The sequence below is a fragment of the Nitratireductor lacus genome, from assembly GCF_056431025.1.
Genome location: NZ_JBWKMB010000001.1, coordinates 121,956 through 145,152 on the forward strand (window position 1 = coordinate 121,956; position 23,197 = coordinate 145,152).

The following is a 23,197-nucleotide window of genomic DNA, read 5'->3' on the forward strand; positions in this document are numbered from 1 at the left end:
CCCGTTTTCACGGTCAGAGGCTTGGGTTCCTGACTTTTTGTCTTGCGCCCTAGAGCTTGATCTCGACATCCACACCAGCAGCGAGGTCGAGCTTCATCAGCGCGTCGACCGTCTGCGGCGTCGGATCGACAATATCGAGGAGCCGCTTGTGGGTGCGCATCTCGAACTGCTCGCGGCTCTTCTTGTCGATGTGAGGAGACCGGTTAACAGTAAACTTCTCAATGCGCGTGGGCAGCGGCACCGGGCCGCGCACGTTCGCGCCCGTGCGTTTTGCCGTAGACACGATTTCCCGCGTCGAGGCATCAAGAACGCGATGATCAAACGCCTTGAGGCGGATACGGATATTCTGTCCGTTCATGTGTCACTTCCTTGTTCCGCTGCGACGCGGGGAACCGCGCCGCGCCGGAAGGTTGCCGTTCTTACTCAGTGATCGATGCGACGATGCCGGCACCGACGGTGCGGCCGCCTTCACGGATAGCGAAGCGCAGCTTCTCTTCCATGGCGATCGGCACGATCAGCTCGACGTCGACCGTCACATTGTCGCCAGGCATCACCATCTCCGTGCCTTCCGGCAGCGAAACCACGCCCGTCACGTCCGTCGTGCGGAAGTAGAACTGCGGACGGTAGTTCGTGAAGAACGGCGTATGACGGCCGCCCTCTTCCTTCGTCAGGATGTAGGCTTCTGCCTTGAACTTCGTGTGCGGCGTAACCGAGCCCGGCTTGCAAAGAACCTGGCCGCGCTCGACACCTTCACGGTCGACACCGCGGATCAGCGCGCCGATATTGTCGCCGGCCTGGCCCTGGTCGAGCAGCTTGCGGAACATCTCAACGCCGGTAACCGTCGTCTTCGTCGTGTCCTTGATGCCGACAATCTCGACTTCCTCGCCGACCTTGATGATGCCGCGCTCGACGCGACCCGTCACAACCGTGCCGCGGCCCGAAATCGAGAACACGTCCTCGATCGGCATCAGGAACGGCTGGTCAACCGGACGCTCCGGCGTCGGGATGTAGGCATCGACCTCGGCCATCAGCTTGCGGATCGCGTCCTCGCCGATCTCCTTGTTGGAATCTTCGAGAGCGGCAAGTGCCGAACCCTTGACGATCGGAATGTCGTCGCCCGGGAAGTCGTAGGACGACAGAAGCTCGCGAACCTCGAGCTCGACCAGCTCGAGAAGCTCTTCGTCGTCGACCTGGTCGACCTTGTTCAAAAACACCACGATTGCCGGAACGCCAACCTGGCGGGCAAGCAGAATGTGCTCGCGCGTCTGCGGCATCGGGCCGTCGGCTGCCGAAACAACCAGGATCGCGCCATCCATCTGCGCCGCGCCGGTGATCATGTTCTTCACATAGTCGGCGTGGCCGGGGCAGTCGACGTGGGCGTAGTGACGTGCGTCCGTCTCATACTCCACATGCGCCGTCGAAATGGTGATGCCGCGGGCCTTCTCTTCCGGCGCGCCATCGATCTGGTCATAAGCGCGGAATTCACCGAAATACTTCGTGATCGCAGCCGTCAAAGACGTCTTGCCGTGGTCAACGTGACCAATCGTGCCGATGTTCACATGCGGCTTCGTACGCTCAAATTTACCTTTGGCCATGTGAGCTCTCCATTCCTTGTGCCCGTTCGGGCTCTTTCAACTTTCGATAATCCGTAGCAAACGTATCTGAGCGGATTACGCGTATTTCTTCTGGATCTCCTGCGCCACAGCGCTGGGGACCGGCTCATAGTGATCGAACTGCATCGTGTACTGGGCGCGGCCCTGCGACATCGAACGCAGCGTATCGACGTATTTGAACATGTTGGCCAGCGGCACCATGGCGTTGATCACCGTGGCAATACCGCGTGCTTCCTGGCCCTGAATCTGGCCACGACGCCCGTTCAGGTCACCGATGATGCTGCCCACATACTCTTCCGGCGTCACAACCTCGACCTTCATGATCGGCTCAAGGAGCTGGGCACCGGCCTTCTGGGCGCCTTCACGGAATGCCGCGCGAGCGGCGATTTCGAAGGCGAGAACCGAAGAGTCAACGTCGTGATAGGCACCGTCGATGAGCGTGGCCTTCACGCCGAGCATGGGGAAGCCTGCAACCGGACCGGAAGAAAGAACACTCTCGATGCCCTTCTGGACGCCGGGAATGTATTCCTTCGGGACCGAACCGCCGACGATCTTGGATTCGAACTCGAACTCCTCGCTCTCGGTGTTCGGCGCGAACACGATCTTGACGCGGGCGAACTGGCCCGAACCACCGGACTGCTTCTTGTGGGTGTAGTCGATCTCGGCTTCGCGGGTGATCGTCTCACGGTAAGCAACCTGCGGCGCGCCCACATTGGCCTCGACCTTGAACTCACGCTTCAGACGATCAACGATGATGTCGAGGTGAAGCTCGCCCATGCCGGCAATGATGGTCTGACCGGACTCTTCGTCCGACTTGACGCGGAAGGAAGGATCCTCGGCTGCCAGACGATTGAGCGCGAGGCCCATCTTCTCCTGGTCGCCCTTGGTCTTCGGTTCGATGGCGATCTGGATCACCGGATCCGGGAACTCCATGCGCTCGAGAATGACCGGCTTCGTCGGATCGCAAAGCGTGTCGCCCGTGGTGGTCTCCTTGAGGCCAGCCAAGGCGACGATGTCGCCAGCGTAAGCCACTTCCAGATCAGAACGCGAATTGGAGTGCATCTGCAGCATACGGCCGATGCGCTCGCGCTTGTCCTTCACCGTGTTGGCAAGCGAAGCCCCCTTGTTCAGCACACCCGAATAGATGCGGCAGAAGGTGAGCGAGCCAACGAAAGGATCGTTCATGATCTTGAAGGCGAGCATGGAGACAGGCTCTTCGTCAGACGATTTGCGCGCAATCTCTGCTTCGGTCTTGGGATCGATGCCCTTGATCGACGGAACGTCCATCGGAGACGGCAGAAAGTCCACAACGGCGTCGAGCAGCGGCTGAACACCCTTGTTCTTGAAGGCGGAACCGCAGAACATCGGGAAGAACTTGACCTCGATCGTGCCCTTGCGGATGAGCTTGCGGATCTCGTCATTCGAGGGCATTTCGCCTTCGAGGTAACGCTCCATCGCGCCTTCGTCCATCTCGACGGCAGCCTCGATGAGCGCCTCGCGATACTCCTCGGCTTTGGCCTGAAGATCGGCTGGGATCTCGACGATGTCCCAGGCAGCGCCCAGGTTCTCGGACTGCCACACCAGCGCCTTCATCTCGATCAGATCGACAACACCGGCAAAATCGTTCTCGGCACCAATGGGGAGCTGCATGACGACAGCCTGCGCACCAAGACGGGTCTTGACCATCTCCGCCGAGCGGTAGAAGTCGGCGCCGATCTTGTCCATCTTGTTACAGAAGATCATGCGCGGGACTTTGTACTTGTCCGCCTGGCGCCAGACGGTTTCCGTCTGCGGCTCAACACCGGCATTGGCGTCGAGCAGCGCAACCGCACCGTCGAGAACGCGCAGCGAACGCTCCACTTCAATCGTGAAGTCGACGTGTCCGGGCGTGTCGATGATATTGAAGCGGCGCTTCTTGCCATCACGGCCTTCCCAGAAGGTGGTCGTGGCAGCAGACGTGATCGTGATCCCGCGCTCCTGCTCCTGCTCCATCCAGTCCATCGTCGCAGCGCCATCATGCACTTCGCCGATCTTGTGGGACTTTCCGGTGTAGAAAAGAATGCGCTCGGTCGTCGTCGTCTTGCCGGCGTCGATATGCGCCATGATACCGAAGTTGCGGTAGTCTTCGAGCTTATATTCGCGGGACATCGTCGTGTACCTCTTCGATCCGTAAGGCTACCAGCGGTAGTGCGAGAACGCGCGGTTGGCCTCAGCCATCTTGTGCGTGTCTTCGCGCTTTTTGACGGCCGTGCCGCGATTGTTGGCTGCATCGAGCAACTCGCCGGAAAGGCGATCGACCATGGTCGTCTCGTTGCGCTTGCGCGCAGCAGAAATCAGCCAGCGGATGGCCAGCGCCTGACGACGCTCGGGACGAACATCAACCGGCACCTGGTAGGTCGCGCCACCAACACGGCGGGAACGAACCTCAACGTGCGGAGCAACGTTCTCGAGCGCCTGATGGAACACACCAACAGGCTCCTGCTTCAGCTTGTCCTCAACCTGCTCGAACGCACCGTAAACGATACGCTCCGCAGCGGACTTTTTGCCATCAAGCATGATGGCGTTCATGAACTTCGTTACAACCGTGTCACCGAATTTCGGATCGGGGTTGATCTCTCGCTTTTCTGCGCGATGGCGTCGGGACATGTTTTTCGTCTCTTACCTTCGAAGGCCCGGCTCAAAAACAAAGCGCCGAAGCCGGGAAACCTACTTCGGACGCTTGGCGCCGTATTTGGAACGACGCTGTTTGCGGTTCTTGACACCCTGCGTGTCGAGCACACCACGAATAATGTGGTAGCGCACACCCGGAAGGTCCTTCACACGGCCGCCGCGGATCATGACCACGGAGTGCTCCTGAAGATTATGCCCCTCACCCGGGATATAACCGATGACCTCAAACCCGTTGGCGAGGCGGATCTTTGCCACCTTACGCATAGCCGAGTTCGGCTTCTTCGGCGTCGTTGTGTAAACGCGCGTACAAACGCCCCGCTTCTGCGGGTTGGCCTGCATGGCCGGAACCTTATTGCGCTTAACCGGCGCAATGCGCGGCTTGCGGATCAACTGGTTAACGGTAGGCATCAAACCTTCCCTTGTTACAATTCCGTGTCTCAAGCCCGAGGGCCGCTTCAAGAACAGTCTGCGTTCATGCATAAATCCGGGCTGCCAAACCGCTTTAACGGTCTTGCCCGGACATACAGCAGAGGAAGCGTTTCCGCTTCATGCGCCGCAAATTCTGTCGCTCGCAAAAACGAACCCTGTTTGAGACCTGATCCAGGGCGCGTCGCCCCGAAAGAAAAAGCCTCACATCGGCTCGGACGAAGCGGGTATTACTCGCATGTCGGTTAACCGTCAACCCCACCCGCGCAATTATCTGGCGCAAACACCAGTGACACGGCAGTGGCGAGGCGCAACGACACAATATTGCGCAATCAGGCGGGTTTTCGAAGCGAAACCGCGTCGCTCCTCTGTCATTCTCCAAAGCTACATGCGAAAAACAGGCCTCGCAATACAGGCATCCGCCGTCTGGCAAGAATCAGGGAAAACGATGAACGAATCTGAAGAACGCGCGGTCACCATCATCACCGGCCGCGTCTGGCGCGAAAAGGGCGAGGAGAGCGAAGGTGTGCACATCATGCTGCTCGCACCCGACGACGACACCGCCGTGCGGCTCGCTCTGGAGGCCCTTGCCCGCGAAGGCTATGCCGAGGCTGAGCTTGATCGAATCGGGGACATGGAGGGTGAGCCGGACGAGGAGCCTCATCTCTCCGCCTGGCAGGGCGCGCTTGAAGGCGAAATCGCGATCGTCACGTTTGACGAACCAATCTAGGTCCTGCCCCCACGGCGTTCACAGTCAGAAGGGACCGCCCGGACATCCACACGCATTAGGAAAACGGCAGAGTGCCCCGGGCGGCGTTTCCTTGAAATGGTCGAATGGTGCAGTCTCTGAAGAAGCCCGGCTGCCAGCCGGGCTGCTTCCGCAGGCGACGCACGGCGATCTAGTTCAACGCCGGTTCCAGCGTGAACACGACAAACTGCGAGAACTGGCCATTGGGATTGAAGTTGTTGTCGGAGGCCATGACGAGGGTTCGTTTGCCGCCGACATCCGGTCCCCAGGAGACCGCTTCGATGTTATCCACGTCGAGCCCGAAATCCCCTTCCCCGATCTTCAGAACCCGCGCCTTCCTGACCGGCGTGACATCACGGTCGGCAATGCTTTCCGCGCCGAGAATGTCGCTCGCACCTGCCGTTTCGACGAGATAGAGATTGATCTCGTTTCCAGTCCCCAGTGCAAAGGAACGCTCGACCGCAAGAAACCTGCCGGCCTCGATCTCCAGTATCTCCGTCAGACCGTTATCGTTGTAATAGGGCTCGGTTTCGGATTTCCGGTGGATCGGGCCGGTTTCGTAGACATATTCGGCAACCGGCACCCCGCTTTCCACATTGAAGCCAAGAATGCGCGACGGGCTGCCTGCTTCGAGCGTCGCCTTCGGGCCATCCTGAACGAGCGCATTCTCGGTCGCGACCCAGACGGTCTCTCCATCGACTGAAAGTGTCAGCCCTTCAAACGCCAGATTGTTGCGGATGCCCCGTTCGCCGGCAGTATCCGGCAGATAGGCTTCAGGGATCGCGAAGCTGCGCTTGAATGCGCCGTCCGGTCCAGCCTCGTAGAGCGTTGGATTGCCCGCGACGTCGCGTTCACTCGACCAGAACACGCTCTGGCGCGAAGCGTCGAAGCGGATGGCTTCGGGATCGATCGTTTTGGGCGCGAACGGCTCGCCATTCTCCCCCTGCAGCACATGGCTGGAGATGATATCGACGCCCTTAACGCCGTCTTCCTCAATCGCAAGCTTCAGCCGATAGAACCGCGCCGGCGCTTTCTCCGACCGGTCGTCCGAAATCGCATAAAACACCCCCGCCTCTGCATCATAGTCCAGGCCCGATATGCCGCCGAACTCGACGCCGGAGATCATGAGGCCGCTGGGAAGAACGATTTCGCCGAGATAGGCGGGCTTCATCATGGCGTCTGCGTGGGCGAGAGACTGCACCGAAACGGACAATGCCGCAGCGAAGACCAACTTAGTGAACATGAGAGTTTCTCCGTAAACCGGGCGGGAATGCACGCCCCGGAGAGCCTCATGATCCAGTCGGATGACAGGCACGCGACCATGACGGTGGATCGACAAAAGAAAAGCCGGGCGCAGGGCCCGGCTCTTGCATTTTTCTGAGAAGCGATCTGCCGATTATTCGGCAGCGCTTGTCGTCATGTCGGCGATCATCGGATCGGCCATCTCGGCGCCCGAGCTCTTGCGCCGCTCGTCCAGGATCAGATCGTCGCGCGAGCGCGCGATCCGGCGAACCTGGCTCATGGCGCCACCCGTACCGGCCGGGATGAGACGGCCGACAATGACGTTCTCCTTGAGGCCCTGCAGCGTATCGATCTTGCCGGCGACAGCCGCCTCGGTCAGCACGCGTGTGGTCTCCTGGAAGGAGGCCGCGGAGATGAAGGACGGTGTCTGCAGCGAAGCCTTGGTGATGCCGAGGAGGACCGGCTGGCCTTCGGCCGGCTTCTTGCCCTCTTCCACCAGACGCTCGTTGATCTCGTCGAACTCGACGGAGTCGACATGATCGCCCGGAATGTAGGTCGAGTCGCCCTGTGCGGTGATCTCGACCTTCTGCAGCATCTGGCGAACGATCACCTCGATGTGCTTGTCGTTGATCAACACGCCCTGCAAGCGATAGACTTCCTGGATTTCGTTGACCAGGTAGGAAGCCAGAGCCTCCACGCCCTTGATCGCCAGGATGTCGTGCGGCGCCGGGTTGCCGTCGAGAATGAAGTCGCCCTTCTCGATCTGGTCGCCGTCCTGAAGATGGAACGGCTTGCCCTTGGGAATGAGATATTCCGCGGGCTCCAGCGTCGAGTCATGCGGCTCGATGACGATGCGGCGCTTGTTCTTATAGTCGCGGCCGAAGCGGATCGTACCATCGATCTCGGCGATGATGGCGTGATCTTTCGGACGACGGGCCTCGAACAGTTCCGCAACGCGCGGCAGACCACCGGTGATGTCCTTGGTGCGGGCACTCTCGGTCGGGATACGGGCAATCACGTCGCCCGGCTTGACCTTGGAGCCCGGCTCCACGGACAGAACCGTCTCCACCGACAGCAGGAAGCGCGCATCGCCACCACGGGCGAGCTTTGCCACCTTGCCCTTGGCATCGAGCACCGTCAGCGCCGGCTTCAGGTCGGTTCCGCGCGGCGTCGAACGCCAGTCGATGACCTCACGCTTGGTGATGCCGGTGGATTCGTCGGCCGTTTCCTGGACCGACACACCGTCGACCAGGTCCTCGAAGGCAACGGTACCTTCCACCTCGGTCAGCATCGGACGCGTATAGGGATCCCACTCGGAGATGCGCTGCCCGCGCTTCACCTTGTCGCCCTCGTCGATGAACAGACGCGAGCCATAGGTGAGACGGTGGCTTGCCCGCTCCTCGCCGTTCTCGTCCAGGATCAGAACCGCCATGTTGCGGCCCATCACCACGAGATCGCCTTCGGAGTTGCGCACCACATTGCGGTTGCGGACCTTGACCGTGCCTTCGAAGGAAGCCTCGAGGAACGACTGGTCGACCACCTGCGCCGTGCCGCCCATGTGGAAGGTACGCATGGTGAGCTGGGTACCCGGTTCACCGATCGACTGGGCGGCGATGACACCAACGGCCTCGCCGATATTGACCGGCGTACCACGCGCGAGGTCACGACCGTAACAGATCGCGCAGACACCGCTGCGGACTTCACAGGTCAGCGCCGAACGGATGCGGACAGACTGGATACCGGCCTTTTCAATGGCCTCGACATCGCGCTCGTCAATCAGACGCCCGGCCGAAACGATGACCTCGTCGGTTGCGGGGTTGATGATGTCGTCAAGCGCGGTACGGCCCAGCACACGCTGACCGATGGAAGCAACCACCTGACCGGCGTCGACGATCGGCTGCATGGTCAGGCCCTTGTCGGTGCCGCAATCGGGCACGGTGACAATGCAGTCCTGGGCCACGTCAACCAGACGGCGGGTCAGGTAACCCGAGTTTGCCGTCTTCAGAGCCGTGTCGGCCAGACCCTTACGGGCACCGTGGGTGGAGTTGAAGTACTCCATCACGGTCAGGCCTTCCTTGAAGTTCGAGATGATCGGCGTCTCGATGATGGAGCCATCCGGACGGGCCATCAGGCCGCGCATGCCGGCAAGCTGACGCATCTGCGCCGGCGAGCCACGGGCACCGGAATGCGACATCATGTAGACCGAGTTCATCGGCTTCTGGCGACCGTCTTCGTTAAACTCGACCGCCTTAATGCGCTTCATCATCTCGTCGGCGACCTTTTCCGAGCACTTGGCCCAGGCATCGACGACCTTGTTGTACTTCTCGCCCTGCGTGATCAGGCCGTCATTGTACTGCTGCTCGTATTCCTTGGCGAGCGCTTCGGTCTCGGCCACCAGGTTTTCCTTGGTGTCCGGAATGACCATGTCGTCCTTGCCGAAGGAAATGCCGGCGCGGCAGGCATGGCCGAAGCCGAGCTGCATGACGCGGTCACAGAAGATAACCGTCTCTTTCTGGCCGCAGTGACGGTAGACCGTGTCGATCATCTTGGAGATGTTCTTCTTGGTCAGTTCCTGGTTGCAGATGTCGAAGGGCACATTGTGGTTCTTCGGCAGGAGCTCGCCAACGATCATGCGGCCAGGCGTCGTCTCGTGGATCTGCGAAACGAGATTGCCTTCCGCGTCGACCGTCTTGAAACGGCCCTTGATCTTGGTGTGCAGCGTGACGACCTTGTTCTCCAGCGCGTGGTGCAGCTCGCCCATATCGGCAAAGACCATGCCCTCGCCCGGCTCATTCTGGTTCATGATGGACAGATAGTAGAGTCCGAGAACCATGTCCTGCGATGGCACGATGATCGGTGCGCCGGAGGCCGGGTGCAGGATGTTGTTGGTCGACATCATCAGGACGCGCGCTTCGAGCTGGGCTTCCAGCGAAAGCGGCACGTGAACGGCCATCTGGTCGCCGTCGAAGTCGGCGTTGAACGCGGTACAGACCAGCGGGTGAAGCTGGATCGCCTTGCCTTCGATCAGCACCGGCTCGAACGCCTGGATGCCCAGACGGTGCAGCGTCGGCGCGCGGTTCAGCAAAACCGGATGCTCGCGGATAACCTCGTCCAGGATATCCCAGACTTCCGGCTTTTCCTTCTCGACCAGCTTCTTTGCCTGCTTGACGGTGGACGAATAGCCCTTCGCGTCGAGACGCGCGTAAATGAACGGCTTGAACAGCTCAAGCGCCATCTTCTTCGGCAGACCGCACTGGTGCAGCTTGAGCTCGGGACCGGTCACGATCACCGAACGGCCCGAATAGTCAACGCGCTTGCCGAGCAGGTTCTGGCGGAAGCGGCCCTGCTTGCCCTTCAGCATGTCGGAGAGCGACTTCAGCGGACGCTTGTTGGCACCGGTAATGACACGGCCGCGGCGGCCATTATCGAACAGTGCGTCAACAGCCTCCTGAAGCATGCGCTTCTCGTTACGGATGATGATGCCCGGTGCGCGCAGCTCGATGAGGCGCTTCAGACGGTTGTTGCGGTTGATCACACGGCGGTAAAGGTCGTTGAGATCGGACGTCGCAAAGCGACCGCCATCCAGCGGAACCAGCGGGCGCAGGTCCGGCGGGATGACCGGCACGATCTTCATGATCATCCACTCGGGACGGTTGCCCGACTCAAGGAAGTTCTCGACCACCTTGAGGCGCTTCAGAAGCTTCTTCTGCTTCAGCTCCGACGTGGTGGATGCCAGCTCCGAACGCAGATCACCCGCAATCGTGTCGAGGTCCATCGATTCCAGCAGGTGATGGATCGCCTCGGCGCCGATCATGGCGGTGAACTGGTCCTCGCCATACTCGTCGACCGCGATCAGATACTCTTCTTCGGAAAGAAGCTGGTTCTCCTTGAGTGCCGTCAGGCCGGGCTCGGTCACGATATAGTTCTCGAAATAGAGAACCCGCTCGATGTCCTTCAGGGTCATGTCGAGCAGCGTGCCGATGCGCGACGGCAGCGACTTCAGGAACCAGATATGCGCGACGGGTGCGGCCAGTTCGATGTGGCCCATGCGCTCACGACGCACCCGCGACAGCGTGACTTCAACGCCGCACTTCTCGCAGATGACGCCCTTGTACTTCATGCGCTTGTACTTGCCGCACAGGCACTCATAGTCCTTGATCGGACCGAAGATGCGTGCGCAGAAGAGACCGTCACGCTCGGGCTTGAACGTACGATAGTTGATGGTCTCGGGCTTTTTGATCTCGCCATACGACCAGGACAGGATCTTCTCGGGGCTGGCCAGAGAAATCCTGATCGAGTCGAAAGTCTGTGCCGGCGCCTGAGGGTTGAAAAGATTCATGACCTCTTGGTTCATGCCGATCTCCTTTTCGGGACGCCTTGTCCCTTTTAAACTTCGGTGAAGACTGCCGCCGCGTGTCCCACCGGTTCAAATGCTTGGCCGCTGCTATGCTGCCTTGCGAACGACGATGCGTGCCGCAGGTTTTCCTGCGACACGCGATAACGCTTATTCCGCAGCGTCGGGCAGCTGCTCGGCCTCGGCCGCGTCAATGCGGGAGTTTTCCAGCTCCACATTGAGGCCGAGCGAGCGCATTTCCTTGACGAGAACGTTGAAGCTCTCCGGAATGCCCGCCTCGAACGTGTCGTCGCCGCGCACGATGGCTTCGTAGACCTTGGTACGGCCTGCCACGTCGTCCGACTTCACGGTCAGCATTTCCTGCAGCGTGTAGGCCGCACCGTAAGCTTCCAGCGCCCAGACCTCCATCTCACCAAAGCGCTGGCCACCGAACTGCGCCTTGCCGCCCAGCGGCTGCTGGGTAACGAGCGAGTACGGCCCGATCGAACGGGCGTGGATCTTGTCGTCCACAAGGTGGTGCAGCTTCAGCATGTAGATGTAGCCGACGGTCACCTGACGGTCGAACGGCTCACCCGTACGCCCATCGTAGAGCGTGACCTGTCCGCTGGTCTGCATGCCTGCCTGCGCCAGCATGTCATTGACGTCCGCCTCATGCGCACCGTCGAAGACCGGCGTGGCGATGGACACGCCACGACGCATCTGCTCACCCAGCCGCACTACGCTTTCATCGTCATACTGGCGAACCGGCTCGTTGCGGTCGTTCTCGGGAATGACCGCCTCGATCGTCTTGCGCAGCGGCTTGATGTCGCCATTTTCCCTGTAGCTGTCGATCAGCTCGCCGATCTGCTGGCCCATGCCCGCACAGGCCCAGCCCAGATGCGTTTCGAGAATCTGACCGACATTCATGCGGCTCGGCACGCCCAGCGGGTTGAGCACGATGTCCACATGCTGGCCATCCTCCAGGAACGGCATGTCTTCGACCGGTACGATGCGTGACACGACACCCTTGTTGCCGTGACGGCCGGCCATTTTGTCGCCGGGCTGCATCTTGCGCTTCACGGCGACGAAGACCTTGACCATCTTCATGACGCCGGGCGGCATCTCGTCGCCGCGCTGCACCTTCTCGACCTTGTCCATGAAACGCTGCTCGAGCGCCTTCTTGGACTCGTCATACTGGGCACGCAGCGCTTCGAGCGCTTCCTGCTGCTTCTCGTCCTCGACGGCAAACTGCCACCACTGCGAGCGGGGATACTCGTCGAGAACCTCTGCGGAAAGCGCGCCGCCCTTCTTGAAGCCCTTCGGGCCCGCGATGGCCTGCTTGCCGTCCAGCATGTCGGCCAGACGCGCATAGACGTTGCGGTCGAGGATCGACTGCTCGTCGTCACGGTCCTTTGCGAGACGCTCGATTTCCTCACGCTCGATCGCCATGGCGCGCTCATCCTTCTCCACGCCGTGGCGGTTGAAGACGCGCACTTCCACGACCGTGCCATACGTGCCGGGCGGCATGCGCATGGATGTGTCACGAACGTCCGAAGCCTTTTCACCAAAAATGGCGCGCAGGAGCTTTTCTTCCGGCGTCATCGGGCTTTCGCCCTTCGGCGTGATCTTGCCGACGAGGATGTCGCCCGGCTGAACTTCAGCGCCGATATAGGTGATGCCGGCTTCATCGAGGTTCTTCAGCGCTTCTTCCGAAACGTTCGGAATGTCGCGCGTGATTTCTTCCGGTCCAAGCTTCGTGTCACGCGCCATCACCTCGAATTCCTCGATGTGAATGGAGGTGAAGACGTCATCGCGAACGATGCGCTCGGACAGAAGGATGGAGTCCTCGTAGTTGTAGCCGTTCCACGGCATGAACGCGACGAGCACGTTGCGGCCAAGCGCCAGATCACCAAGATCCGTGGACGGACCATCGGCGATGATGTCGCCCTTGTTGATCAGATCGCCCACGCGCACCAGCGGACGCTGGTTGACGCAGGTGTTCTGGTTCGAACGCTGGAACTTCATCAGACGGTAGATATCGACGCCAGAACGCGACGCGTCGACGTCTTCCGTTGCACGGATAACGATACGCGTTGCGTCCACCTGGTCGACCACACCGGTCCGGCGTGCGGCGATCGCAGCGCCGGAATCGCGTGCCACGATCGGCTCCATGCCGGTGCCGACGAACGGCGCTTCAGCCCGCACCAGCGGCACGGCCTGACGCTGCATGTTCGAGCCCATCAGTGCGCGGTTGGCGTCATCGTTCTCCAGGAACGGGATGAGCGCGGCCGCGACCGAAACGAGCTGCTTCGGCGACACGTCCATCAGGTCGACATTCTCGCGCGGCGCCATCATCACTTCGCCGGCGTGGCGGCAGATGACGAACTCGTCCGTGAAGCTGCCGTCTTCGCCGATGGAGGCATTGGCCTGGGCAACATAGTGCTTGGCTTCTTCCATGGCCGACAGATAGACGACGTCCTGCGTGACCTTGCCATCAACGATCTTGCGATACGGGCTTTCGATGAAGCCGTACTTGTTCACGCGGGCAAAGGTGGCCAGCGAGTTGATCAGACCGATATTCGGGCCTTCCGGCGTCTCAATCGGGCAGATGCGGCCATAGTGGGTCGGGTGCACGTCGCGCACCTCGAAGCCCGCACGCTCACGCGTCAGACCGCCCGGTCCAAGCGCCGAAAGGCGACGCTTGTGGGTGATCTCGGAAAGCGGGTTGGTCTGATCCATGAACTGCGAGAGCTGCGAGGAACCGAAGAACTCGCGCACGGCGGCAGCCGCCGGCTTCGCGTTGATCAGGTCCTGCGGCATGACCGTGTCGATCTCGATCGAGGACATACGCTCCTTGATCGCGCGCTCCATGCGCAGAAGACCGACGCGGTACTGGTTTTCCATCAGTTCGCCGACGGAACGCACACGGCGGTTGCCGAGATTGTCGATGTCGTCGATCTCGCCCTTGCCGTCGCGCAGCTCGACCAGTGTCTTGACCACGGCAACGATGTCTTCCTTGCGCAGAACGCGCACGGTGTCTTCCGCATCGAGCTCGAGACGCATATTCATCTTCACACGACCGACGGCCGAAAGGTCGTAGCGCTCGGCATCGAAGAACAGCGAATGGAACATCGCCTCCGCGGTCTCAAGCGTGGGCGGCTCGCCCGGGCGCATGACGCGATAGATGTCGAACAGCGCATCCTGACGCGACTCGTTCTTGTCGGCAGCCAGCGTGTTGCGGATGTAGCCGCCCACATTGACGTGGTCGATGTCGAGGAAATGCACCTCGGTCGCGCCCGTCTCGAGCAGGACTTTCAGCGTCTTCTCGTCGATCTCGTCACCGGCCTCGAGGAAGATCTCGCCCGTTTCCGGATTAACGATGTCCTCTGCGAGGTAATTGCCCAGCAGATCGTCTTCCGTGGCGCGGATCGCTTTCAGGCCCTTTTCAGCAAGCTGCTTTGCCTGACGCGCGGTGATCTTCTTGCCCGTCTCGACGACAACTTCGCCGCTGTCGGCATCGATCAGGTCCGCAGTTGCCTTCAGGCCCTTGAAGCGTTCGACCGTGTAAGGCACGCGCCAGTTTTCACCGTCGCGCACATAGGTGAGCTGATCGTAGAAGGTGGACAGTATCTCTTCGGCATCCATGCCGAGCGCCATCAGAAGCGATGTCGCCGGCAGCTTGCGGCGGCGGTCGATGCGCGCATGTACGATGTCCTTGGCGTCGAACTCGATGTCGAGCCAGGAACCGCGATAGGGAATAACGCGGGCGGCAAACAGAAGCTTGCCCGAAGAATGCGACTTGCCCTTGTCGTGATCGAAGAACACGCCAGGAGAGCGGTGCATCTGCGAAACGATGACGCGCTCGGTGCCGTTCACGATGAAGGTGCCGTTGGACGTCATGAGCGGCATGTCGCCCATATAGACGTCCTGCTCCTTGATGTCCTTGATCGACTTGGCGCCGGTATCCTCATCGACATCAAAGACGATCAGGCGCAGCGTCACCTTCAGCGGCGCAGCGAAGGTAAGATCGCGCTGCCGGCACTCGTCCACATCGAATTTCGGATCCTCGAACTCGTACTTCACGAATTCGAGCATTGCAGTTCCGGCGAAGTCCGAAATCGGGAAAACCGATTTGAACACCGCCTGCAGCCCCTCGTCAGGACGCCCGCCCTGGGGCTCCTCGACCATCAGGAACTGGTCATAGGATGCCTTCTGAACCTCGATAAGGTTCGGCATCTCCGCAACTTCCGGAATCTTTCCGAAGAACTTGCGTACCCGCCTGCGACCATTAAACGTTTGGGTCTCGGCCATCGTCGCTCCTTGCCCTGCCTGGCTTGCATTCACCACGTGAACCGCCATCCCGGCGGTCAATCCAAACGGATAAAAACCCGTTTCCTGAAAGCCGCTTGCGGCCCACAGGAAAGAGGTTTCGGTTCCTTGTTCAGTGTTCCGGTCCGCGCAGATCGGAAATCCACGCGGACCGGACGCTGAATTACTTCAGCTCAACTTTAGCGCCAGCGCCTTCGAGCTGACCCTTGATCTTCTCGGCTTCGTCCTTGGACACGCCTTCCTTGATCGGCTTCGGAGCGGACTCAACGAGGTCCTTGGCTTCCTTGAGGCCGAGACCCGTGATGCCGCGGACTTCCTTGATCACGTTGATCTTCTGTGCGCCTGCATCGGTGAGAACGACGTCGAATTCGGTCTTCTCTTCAGCAGCTTCGCCACCGGCAGCACCGCCTGCAGCAGCGGCAACAGCCACCGGAGCAGCAGCGGAGACGCCCCACTTCTCTTCAAGCATCTTCGAAAGCTCGGCCGCCTCGAGGACGGTCAGGCTCGACAGGTCTTCAACGATCTTAGCAAGATCAGCCATTGTATATTTCCTTTTGTGTTCGAACTGTGTTGTTGGTCTTGAGGACCGGCATCACGCCGCCTCGTCCTTCTTGGAATAGGCGCCGAAGACGCGCGCGAGCTGACCCGCGGGCGCATTGACAACCTGTGCGATCCGGGTAGCCGGCGTCGAAATCATGCCGACCAGCTTCGCCCTGAGCTCGTCCAGCGACGGCAGCGAGGCAAGTGCCTTCACGCCGTCGGCATCGAGCGCGGTCTCACCCATGGCACCGCCGAGAATGACAAGCCTGTCATTGCCCTTGGCGAAGTCATTGGCGACCCTAGGAGCGACAACCGGATCGTCCGAGTAAGCAATCAGGGTCTGGCCTTCGAAAAGGGCCTGAATGCCTTCGGACGGGGTTCCCTGAAGGGCGATCTTGGCGAGACGGTTTTTCGCAACCTTGACTGTGCCACCTGCGCCGCGCATCTTCGAACGAAGCTCGTTCATCTGTGCGACGGTCAGACCGGCATAGTGGGCCACGACGACCGAACCGGTGTTGCTGAACACCTGATTCAGATCCGCGACGAATTCGCGTTTTTCCGCTCTGTCCACTGCCTTCTCCATTTGACGGAAAGTCCCGAAAGACATATCCGCCGGTTTGCCTTTTGCCGCAGGGCATCCGCAAACTCGGATCACCCAAGCGACGCTCGAGGATCCTGTCCCCTTTCGCCAGCCGGAATTCCGGCATCGGACAAAAGGCCAACACGGTTCGAACCTTCAAACGGGGCAAGCCCCGGTCTCCGGTCCCACCCGTCTCATGCAGACCCCGAAAAGGGATTAAGGCGAACCGCCTGCAATCTCGGACAGGATGTTCCGGAAGTTTCCTTCCGGTTTCCAGATCTTGCGATCTGGAAAGTCCTGGGGAAGGCGCCAAAGCGCCCTCCCCGAAATCTCATCAGGACGCAGCCGTCAGGCTCGCCACGTCGATGCGCAGGCCCGGCCCCATGGTCGAGGTGATCGCCACCTTCTTCACATAGTTGCCCTTGGCACCTGCCGGCTTCGCCTTGATCACGGCATCTGCAAATGCGCGTACATTCTCGGCAATGGCCTTGGCATCAAAAGAAGCCTTGCCGACGCCCGCATGCACGATACCGGCCTTCTCGACGCGGAACTCGACGGCGCCACCCTTGGAAGCCTTGACCGCAGCGGTCACGTCAGCGGTAACCGTTCCGACCTTCGGGTTTGGCATCAGGCCACGCGGGCCGAGCACCTTGCCCAGACGGCCGACCAGCGGCATCATGTCCGGCGTCGCAATGCAGCGATCGAACTCGATCTCGCCCTTCTGGACGATCTCAACCAGATCCTCGGCACCGACGATGTCGGCACCGGCTGCCTTGGCTTCGTCCGCCTTGTCGCCCTTGGCGAAGACAGCAACACGAACCGTACGACCCGTGCCGTTCGGCAGGTTGACAACGCCGCGAACCATCTGGTCCGCATGGCGCGGATCAACGCCGAGGTTCATCGCCACTTCGATGGTCTCGTCAAATTTTGCGGTCGCACGGTCCTTCAGGAGCGCAACGGCCTCGTCGAGCGCGTATTCCTTGTCGCGGTCAATGCCTTCACGGGCCTTCGCGATGCGCTTGGAAAGTTTCGTCGCCATATCCTCAGCCCTCCACTTCCAGGCCCATGGACCGCGCGGAACCCTCGACCATGCGCATGGCTGCGTCGACGTCGTTCGCGTTCAGGTCCTTCATCTTGGCTTCGGCGATCTCACGCACCTTGTCGCGCGAAATCTTGCCTGCAACCGACTTGCCGGGCTCCTTGGAACCGGACTTCAGGTTGATCGCCTTCTTTAGGAAGTAGCTCACCGGCGGCGTCTTCATCGTGAAGGTGAAGGACTTGTCCTGGTAGTAGGTCACAACGACCGGAATCGGCGAGCCCTTCTCCATCTCCTGGGTCTGCGCATTGAATGCCTTGCAGAACTCCATGATATTGATGCCACGCTGACCAAGCGCAGGACCGATCGGGGGCGACGGCGTCGCCGAACCCGCGGGAACCTGAAGCTTGAGCAGGCCTGCAACTTTCTTAGCCATATCTCATCTGCCTTGTCGTTCACGCCGGCCCCCTCGGGAAGGATGGGCCGGCACTGCAGTTTGGTGGTCCGGAAATCAGCAGCCGGCTAAGCCGCCCTTCCCTTCCACCGACGAAGCCCCTCAAGGGGCAACACGGTCAGCCCTTTTCGACCTGACCGAATTCCAGATCGACGGGCACGGCCCGTCCGAAAATCGAAACCTCGACCTTGAGCCGCGAGCGCTCCTCGTCCACTTCCTGAACGGAGCCGTTAAACGAGGCGAAGGGACCGTCAGCGACGCGCACCTGCTCACCGATCTCGAATGTGACCGAAGGCTTGGGACGTTCCACGCCCTCCTGAACCTGGGTCAGGATACGCTCGGCTTCCGCCTCGGTGATCGGCACCGGCTTGGAATCGCCAAGAAAACCGGTCACTTTCGGCGTATTCTTGATCATCGAGAAGACGGCATCGGTGAGCTGCGCCTTGACGAGAACGTAACCGGGGAAGAACTTGCGCTCGGCATCGACCTTGCGGCCGCGACGCACTTCCACGACCTTCTCGGTCGGAACAACAACCTGCTCGACCTTGTCGGTCAGCCCCTTCTGGCGCGCCTGCTCCTCAATGGATTCGGCAACCTTCTTCTCAAAATTCGAATAGGCGTGGACGATGTACCAACGCGCAGTCATTTCAATCGCACTCCGTCAATCGTCCAGGATCAGGCGCCAATGCCAAGGATAAGCTCGATGCCGTAGGCCATGAGCTGATCGGCAGCGAAAAAGAAGATCGCCGCCAGCGTGGCGAATGCGATGACCATCACCGTAGAGATCAGTGTCTCACGCCGCGAGGGCCACGTTACTTTCGCGGTTTCGGACCGAACCTGCTGAAGAAACGTGAAGGGATTCGTGGTTTTCGACGCCATATGCCGCTCTTGGTTCTAAAGCCTGGTAAGCCAGGTTATTTATTGTCCCCGATCAGATCGGGAGAGATGCACGAGACCGGCGAGGCCAGCCCCAAGCCCGGAAGAAACCTGAAAAACCGAATCGTTTTCCACATTTCACCCATACGACAAAGGCGCGTAAAGCCGCTTTCCCGGCTCCACGCACCGCGTGTCTGTTTGACCTACATAGAACCGAAGTCCGATTCTTGCAAGCCCCCACTGGAGATTGTGGCTGCAAGCCGCCCAAAAGGCAATCCGGTCCGGTTCTTCAATGCGATGTCCTGGCAGGGGCAGAGGGGCTCGAACCCCCGACCTGCGGTTTTGGAGACCGCCGCTCTACCAACTGAGCTATACCCCTATCGGCGCCCTTATTGCCCAAACGCATTTTCAGTTCAAGAAGTAGTTTGCCTTCATTCGCCGAAAACCTCACTTTTTTCGCGGACTTTTCAACGCGCAGCTTTTGTTCGCTCCCGTGCCTGGGGCGTTTTCGAAGATACAGCGTTTTTCAGGCGGCAAGCCGCACTTGCGATGGAGGTTTTTGAAACTGACGCACTTCCCATCCGGCGCGCGATATCCGGGACCGCCCTTACAGCCGCACCCTTTGCACGGCGGGCGTTCGGGACAGTTTCGCGCCGCCGATACCTGCGGCAGGCCCGCAAACACGAAAACGATCAACAGGCCAAGAAGCACTCTCGCCATTTTCCCTCACCCTTCAGGCATAAAAAACGGGGCGCTGTATCCAGCGCCCCGCCTGAAAATCATAGGTGTCGCCGTCGTCATATGAGACAACGGCTCCTGCCTGATCACTCCGTGATCCATGCGGCGATGCCGGCACCGAACCAAAACGCGCCTGCGGCCGTTTTGGTACTTCCTTCGTCGGTAGCTTTCAGCAACGCTGCTTCGATCACTCAGTGATCGATGCGACGATGCCGGCACCGACGGTGCGGCCGCCTTCACGGATAGCGAAGCGCAGCTTCTCTTCCATGGCGATCGGCACGATCAGCTCGACGTCGACCGTCACATTGTCGCCAGGCATCACCATCTCCGTGCCTTCCGGCAGCGAAACCACGCCCGTCACGTCCGTCGTGCGGAAGTAGAACTGCGGACGGTAGTTCGTGAAGAACGGCGTATGACGGCCGCCCTCTTCCTTCGTCAGGATGTAGGCTTCTGCCTTGAACTTCGTGTGCGGCGTAACCGAGCCCGGCTTGCAAAGAACCTGGCCGCGCTCGACACCTTCACGGTCGACACCGCGGATCAGCGCGCCGATATTGTCGCCGGCCTGGCCCTGGTCGAGCAGCTTGCGGAACATCTCAACGCCGGTAACCGTCGTCTTCGTCGTGTCCTTGATGCCGACAATCTCGACTTCCTCGCCGACCTTGATGATGCCGCGCTCGACGCGACCCGTCACAACCGTGCCGCGGCCCGAAATCGAGAACACGTCCTCGATCGGCATCAGGAACGGCTGGTCAACCGGACGCTCCGGCGTCGGGATGTAGGCATCGACCTCGGCCATCAGCTTGCGGATCGCGTCCTCGCCGATCTCCTTGTTGGAATCTTCGAGAGCGGCAAGTGCCGAACCCTTGACGATCGGAATGTCGTCGCCCGGGAAGTCGTAGGACGACAGAAGCTCGCGAACCTCGAGCTCGACCAGCTCGAGAAGCTCTTCGTCGTCGACCTGGTCGACCTTGTTCAAAAACACCACGATTGCCGGAACGCCAACCTGGCGGGCAAGCAGAATGTGCTCGCGCGTCTGCGGCATCGGGCCGTCGGCTGCCGAAACAACCAGGATCGCGCCATCCATCTGCGCCGCGCCGGTGATCATGTTCTTCACATAGTCGGCGTGGCCGGGGCAGTCGACGTGGGCGTAGTGACGTGCGTCCGTCTCATACTCCACATGCGCCGTCGAAATGGTGATGCCGCGGGCCTTCTCTTCCGGCGCGCCATCGATCTGGTCATAAGCGCGGAATTCACCGAAATACTTCGTGATCGCAGCCGTCAAAGACGTCTTGCCGTGGTCAACGTGACCAATCGTGCCGATGTTCACATGCGGCTTCGTACGCTCAAATTTACCTTTGGCCATTGCAACTTCCTTTGGCGCCGTGGATGCGTTTGGGTTTTAGATGCGGGGCGATTACCGACAAAGTCGATAAATTACAAGCCCCTTTACCGCCTGGCCGGCCCGACAGGCCGATTCGCCTCTGCAATCGGGTGTTTCAGCCGCCTTTATGGGGCCCGTGATGAAGCAGACCACCCCCGCCCGGTTCCAGAAACCGGGTTCAGGCCACGATGCGGCGCATGGTGGCAGCCACGATCAGCTTGTGAAACGGTAGAACCGCCAAGAGATAGAGCCACCCGAGCAGATTGCGCGGTCGGACCAGCGTGGTGCAGGAGACACGCGTACCGCCGCGCTCCACCGGGTTCGCACCAAGAATCACGCGGAAATCCAGGTGCCTGTCATCGGTCCCCATGACGATCCGCTCCGGCGTGTGCTCGAGTATGGGAAACGGCACCGCCTTGTCCGCGCGCGCCGTCTCGTCCCTCGTTTTCAATCCGAATGGCGCGACCAGCCGATCGCGCAGGCGCATCAGGCTGTCGACCCATCCCGGGACCGTCTTGAACCCGCGCTCCATTGCGACGCCGGCATCGATCCGCTCACGCGAAACTGCGTCAAAAGTGTCGGAGAAACGCGCACCCGGCAAAACGGCCGGTGCCTCAGCAAGCCCCACCTCGGACATCAGCATGACAATAGCTCCATCGCTTGTTCGTCCGTATGGACAAACCGGGAAGAGCATCATGCAGCACGCGCAACGCACCAGCCAGCCGAAAGCGATCGAATGCGACAAACAAACACAGAGATAGGACGCCGGGGGGAGGAAACGCCGAAGATTAAAACCTGGAGCGGGTAGCGGGAATCGAACCCGCATATTCAGCTTGGAAGGCTGCTGCTCTACCATTGAGCTATACCCGCCGGGTTCGTCTCGCTGGCTCGGATCGACGGTGGTGGAGGGGGCTGGATTCGAACCAGCGTACGCATAGCGAACGGATTTACAGTCCGTCTCCTTTAACCACTCGGACACCCCTCCGTTTCCGTCGGAGCTTCAGCGACGTGGCGGAATTTCGAAAGGCAGATTGCCCTGCTCCATTCCGCGATGCGCCTTATGACGAGGCGGCTCTCCGGTGTCAACCGCCTGTCGCAAATCTTCGCCGAAAAACTTGCGTCCTGCGAATCCGGTTTCCAGAATGCCGCCACAGGACTATAGAGGCGCCATGAGCGACGATCACACCTCCCGAACCCCGAAAGACAGCCACTACGCGCGCCTCAGACGCGCTCACAGGGACCGCGCCCAGCAGAAACCGGGCAAGCATGCCCTCCCTGCCGGGCCCGACGCGGGGGATGGCATCGTGCGCCTTTACGGGCTGCACACGGTGCGGGCTGCGCTCGACAATCCGAAACGGCGAATCAAGCGTCTTTGCATTACCCGAAACGCGGCCGCGCGCCTTGAACTAACGGACGTTGCGGCCCTGCCCTTCCCGGTGGAAACCGTCGAACCACGCGAGATCGACCGTCTCCTTGGCCCCGATGCGGTACATCAGGGCGCGCTGCTTGAGGCGGAGCCGCTCAAGCCCGCGCCACTGCGTGATCTCGACGGGGCCGCCCTCGTCCTCGTTCTCGACCAGGTTACCGATCCGCACAATGTCGGCGCCATCATGCGCTCCGCCGTTGCTTTCGGAGTCAACGCGCTGGTCACGACCGCGCGCCACAGCCCGGCCGAATCCGGTGTTCTCGCCAAGGCAGCTTCCGGCGCGCTCGAGCACATCGATCATCTGACCGTGCGTAACCTCGCCGAGGCGCTCGAGGAACTTGCGCAGGCAGGCTTCCAGACGATCGGCCTCGATTCAGATGGACCGAAGCGCCTTGAAAGTACATTCGAGGCTGACCGGATCGCTCTGGTCCTGGGGGCCGAGGGCAAAGGTCTGCGGCAGAAAACCCGCGAAACCGTATCCGCACTGGCGCGGCTCGATGTGCCCGGCGCAATCCGTTCGCTCAACGTCTCGAATGCCGCAGCGGTCTCCCTCTATGCGGCCTGCCGGCACCTGAAGACCATTTCGGACACGGAATAGCTCCGACCCGTTCACGGGTTTCCAGAACCGCGCCAAAACGGCCAGATCGCCGTGCGTCCGTATGGACGCACAAAGGACGATCTAAACTATAAATGGAGCATCGGAATAATCCGAAAACCGGATTCCACTTTTCGGTCCGATGCTCTAGGCTGGCCGCAGCCGAACCGAACGCAACAGCACTGGACCGGGTTTTCCGATGACGCTGCA

18 protein-coding genes and 3 tRNA genes are annotated in these 23,197 nt (G+C 60.5%); 2 read left to right on the forward strand and 19 right to left on the reverse strand.

Annotated features, from left to right (window positions below):
• Positions 1 to 49: 49 nt before the first annotated feature.
• The 5 genes from rpsJ to rpsL form a co-directional block, all read right to left on the reverse strand.
• Positions 50 to 358, reverse strand: coding sequence for a 30S ribosomal protein S10 (rpsJ, locus tag AC07E3_RS00670; protein WP_007009511.1), 309 nt, complete (start codon positions 356 to 358; stop codon positions 50 to 52).
• A gap of 61 nt (positions 359 to 419) precedes the next feature.
• Positions 420 to 1,595: an elongation factor Tu gene (gene tuf, locus AC07E3_RS00675; protein ID WP_336071567.1), complete on the reverse strand. Its 1,176-nt coding sequence runs from the start codon at positions 1,593 to 1,595 to the stop codon at positions 420 to 422.
• Between the two features lie 75 nt (positions 1,596 to 1,670).
• Positions 1,671 to 3,761, reverse strand: coding sequence for an elongation factor G (gene fusA / locus AC07E3_RS00680; RefSeq protein ID WP_336071569.1), 2,091 nt, complete (start codon positions 3,759 to 3,761; stop codon positions 1,671 to 1,673).
• A 27-nt stretch (positions 3,762 to 3,788) separates the two neighbouring features.
• Positions 3,789 to 4,259: a 30S ribosomal protein S7 gene (gene rpsG, locus AC07E3_RS00685; protein WP_007010617.1), complete on the reverse strand. Its 471-nt coding sequence runs from the start codon at positions 4,257 to 4,259 to the stop codon at positions 3,789 to 3,791.
• 60 nt (positions 4,260 to 4,319) lie between these two features.
• Positions 4,320 to 4,691, reverse strand: a complete 372-nt coding sequence (gene rpsL, locus AC07E3_RS00690) for a 30S ribosomal protein S12 (RefSeq protein WP_007010616.1) — start codon at positions 4,689 to 4,691, stop codon at positions 4,320 to 4,322.
• A gap of 466 nt (positions 4,692 to 5,157) precedes the next feature.
• Between rpsL and AC07E3_RS00695 the strand changes: the two genes are divergently transcribed.
• Entirely contained in the window at positions 5,158 to 5,439 is a 282-nt protein-coding gene (locus AC07E3_RS00695; protein ID WP_007010615.1) for a hypothetical protein, read from the forward strand.
• A 169-nt stretch (positions 5,440 to 5,608) separates the two neighbouring features.
• Here the strand turns inward: AC07E3_RS00695 and AC07E3_RS00700 are convergent, their stop codons facing one another.
• The 14 genes from AC07E3_RS00700 to AC07E3_RS00765 all read right to left on the reverse strand — a co-directional run bounded on the left by AC07E3_RS00700 (position 5,609) and on the right by AC07E3_RS00765 (position 21,951).
• Positions 5,609 to 6,700, reverse strand: a complete 1,092-nt coding sequence (locus AC07E3_RS00700; protein WP_478360004.1) for an esterase-like activity of phytase family protein — start codon at positions 6,698 to 6,700, stop codon at positions 5,609 to 5,611.
• 153 nt (positions 6,701 to 6,853) lie between these two features.
• Positions 6,854 to 11,053: a DNA-directed RNA polymerase subunit beta' gene (gene rpoC / locus AC07E3_RS00705; protein ID WP_336071574.1), complete on the reverse strand. Its 4,200-nt coding sequence runs from the start codon at positions 11,051 to 11,053 to the stop codon at positions 6,854 to 6,856.
• 150 nt (positions 11,054 to 11,203) lie between these two features.
• Positions 11,204 to 15,343 carry a DNA-directed RNA polymerase subunit beta gene (rpoB, locus tag AC07E3_RS00710; RefSeq protein WP_336071576.1) on the reverse strand — a complete coding sequence of 1,380 codons (4,140 nt, stop codon included), beginning with the start codon at positions 15,341 to 15,343 and terminating at the stop codon, positions 11,204 to 11,206.
• Positions 15,344 to 15,524: 181 nt separating this feature from the next.
• Positions 15,525 to 15,902: a 50S ribosomal protein L7/L12 gene (rplL, locus tag AC07E3_RS00715; protein ID WP_065815249.1), complete on the reverse strand. Its 378-nt coding sequence runs from the start codon at positions 15,900 to 15,902 to the stop codon at positions 15,525 to 15,527.
• A 51-nt stretch (positions 15,903 to 15,953) separates the two neighbouring features.
• Positions 15,954 to 16,472, reverse strand: coding sequence for a 50S ribosomal protein L10 (gene rplJ / locus AC07E3_RS00720; protein ID WP_336071579.1), 519 nt, complete (start codon positions 16,470 to 16,472; stop codon positions 15,954 to 15,956).
• 343 nt (positions 16,473 to 16,815) lie between these two features.
• Positions 16,816 to 17,520: a 50S ribosomal protein L1 gene (gene rplA, locus AC07E3_RS00725; RefSeq protein WP_336071581.1), complete on the reverse strand. Its 705-nt coding sequence runs from the start codon at positions 17,518 to 17,520 to the stop codon at positions 16,816 to 16,818.
• A gap of 4 nt (positions 17,521 to 17,524) precedes the next feature.
• A complete protein-coding gene (gene rplK / locus AC07E3_RS00730; RefSeq protein WP_065815247.1) occupies positions 17,525 to 17,953 on the reverse strand; it encodes a 50S ribosomal protein L11 in 429 nt (142 codons plus the stop codon).
• A gap of 136 nt (positions 17,954 to 18,089) precedes the next feature.
• Complete coding sequence (gene nusG / locus AC07E3_RS00735) at positions 18,090 to 18,617, reverse strand: transcription termination/antitermination protein NusG (protein ID WP_065815246.1); 528 nt, start codon at positions 18,615 to 18,617, stop codon at positions 18,090 to 18,092.
• A 29-nt stretch (positions 18,618 to 18,646) separates the two neighbouring features.
• Positions 18,647 to 18,850 (reverse strand): preprotein translocase subunit SecE, encoded by a 204-nt coding sequence (gene secE, locus AC07E3_RS00740; RefSeq protein ID WP_007010606.1) that lies wholly within the window; start codon positions 18,848 to 18,850, stop codon positions 18,647 to 18,649.
• A gap of 300 nt (positions 18,851 to 19,150) precedes the next feature.
• Positions 19,151 to 19,226, reverse strand: a tRNA-Trp gene (locus AC07E3_RS00745).
• A 546-nt stretch (positions 19,227 to 19,772) separates the two neighbouring features.
• Positions 19,773 to 20,948, reverse strand: coding sequence for an elongation factor Tu (tuf, locus tag AC07E3_RS00750; protein WP_336071567.1), 1,176 nt, complete (start codon positions 20,946 to 20,948; stop codon positions 19,773 to 19,775).
• Positions 20,949 to 21,144: 196 nt separating this feature from the next.
• Positions 21,145 to 21,609, reverse strand: coding sequence for a DUF2867 domain-containing protein (locus tag AC07E3_RS00755; protein ID WP_336071584.1), 465 nt, complete (start codon positions 21,607 to 21,609; stop codon positions 21,145 to 21,147).
• 153 nt (positions 21,610 to 21,762) lie between these two features.
• Positions 21,763 to 21,836 (reverse strand) — tRNA-Gly (locus AC07E3_RS00760).
• Positions 21,837 to 21,866: 30 nt separating this feature from the next.
• Positions 21,867 to 21,951: transfer RNA gene (locus AC07E3_RS00765), tRNA-Tyr, on the reverse strand.
• Between the two features lie 184 nt (positions 21,952 to 22,135).
• Here AC07E3_RS00765 and AC07E3_RS00770 point away from each other — a divergent pair.
• Positions 22,136 to 22,990 (forward strand): TrmH family RNA methyltransferase, encoded by an 855-nt coding sequence (locus tag AC07E3_RS00770; protein WP_478360005.1) that lies wholly within the window; start codon positions 22,136 to 22,138, stop codon positions 22,988 to 22,990.
• The last annotated feature ends 207 nt before the right edge of the window (positions 22,991 to 23,197 follow it).

Excerpts from the sequence above, each read along its gene's own strand:
- rplL (WP_065815249.1), bottom strand. The coding sequence starts at position 15,902 with ATGGCTGATCTTGCTAAGATCGTTGAAGACCTGTCGAGCCTGACCGTC.
- fusA (WP_336071569.1), bottom strand. The coding sequence starts at position 3,761 with ATGTCCCGCGAATATAAGCTCGAAGACTACCGCAACTTCGGTATCATG.
- tuf (WP_336071567.1), bottom strand. The coding sequence starts at position 1,595 with ATGGCCAAAGGTAAATTTGAGCGTACGAAGCCGCATGTGAACATCGGC.
- rpoC (WP_336071574.1), bottom strand. The coding sequence starts at position 11,053 with ATGAACCAAGAGGTCATGAATCTTTTCAACCCTCAGGCGCCGGCACAG.
- rplK (WP_065815247.1), bottom strand. The coding sequence starts at position 17,953 with ATGGCTAAGAAAGTTGCAGGCCTGCTCAAGCTTCAGGTTCCCGCGGGT.
- tuf (WP_336071567.1), bottom strand. The coding sequence starts at position 20,948 with ATGGCCAAAGGTAAATTTGAGCGTACGAAGCCGCATGTGAACATCGGC.
- AC07E3_RS00695 (WP_007010615.1), top strand. The coding sequence starts at position 5,158 with ATGAACGAATCTGAAGAACGCGCGGTCACCATCATCACCGGCCGCGTC.
- rpoB (WP_336071576.1), bottom strand. The coding sequence starts at position 15,343 with ATGGCCGAGACCCAAACGTTTAATGGTCGCAGGCGGGTACGCAAGTTC.
- rpsL (WP_007010616.1), bottom strand. The coding sequence starts at position 4,691 with ATGCCTACCGTTAACCAGTTGATCCGCAAGCCGCGCATTGCGCCGGTT.
- rpsJ (WP_007009511.1), bottom strand. The coding sequence starts at position 358 with ATGAACGGACAGAATATCCGTATCCGCCTCAAGGCGTTTGATCATCGC.
- AC07E3_RS00770 (WP_478360005.1), top strand. The coding sequence starts at position 22,136 with ATGAGCGACGATCACACCTCCCGAACCCCGAAAGACAGCCACTACGCG.
- AC07E3_RS00755 (WP_336071584.1), bottom strand. The coding sequence starts at position 21,609 with ATGCTGATGTCCGAGGTGGGGCTTGCTGAGGCACCGGCCGTTTTGCCG.
- AC07E3_RS00700 (WP_478360004.1), bottom strand. The coding sequence starts at position 6,700 with ATGTTCACTAAGTTGGTCTTCGCTGCGGCATTGTCCGTTTCGGTGCAG.
- secE (WP_007010606.1), bottom strand. The coding sequence starts at position 18,850 with ATGGCGTCGAAAACCACGAATCCCTTCACGTTTCTTCAGCAGGTTCGG.
- rplA (WP_336071581.1), bottom strand. The coding sequence starts at position 17,520 with ATGGCGACGAAACTTTCCAAGCGCATCGCGAAGGCCCGTGAAGGCATT.
- nusG (WP_065815246.1), bottom strand. The coding sequence starts at position 18,617 with ATGACTGCGCGTTGGTACATCGTCCACGCCTATTCGAATTTTGAGAAG.
- rpsG (WP_007010617.1), bottom strand. The coding sequence starts at position 4,259 with ATGTCCCGACGCCATCGCGCAGAAAAGCGAGAGATCAACCCCGATCCG.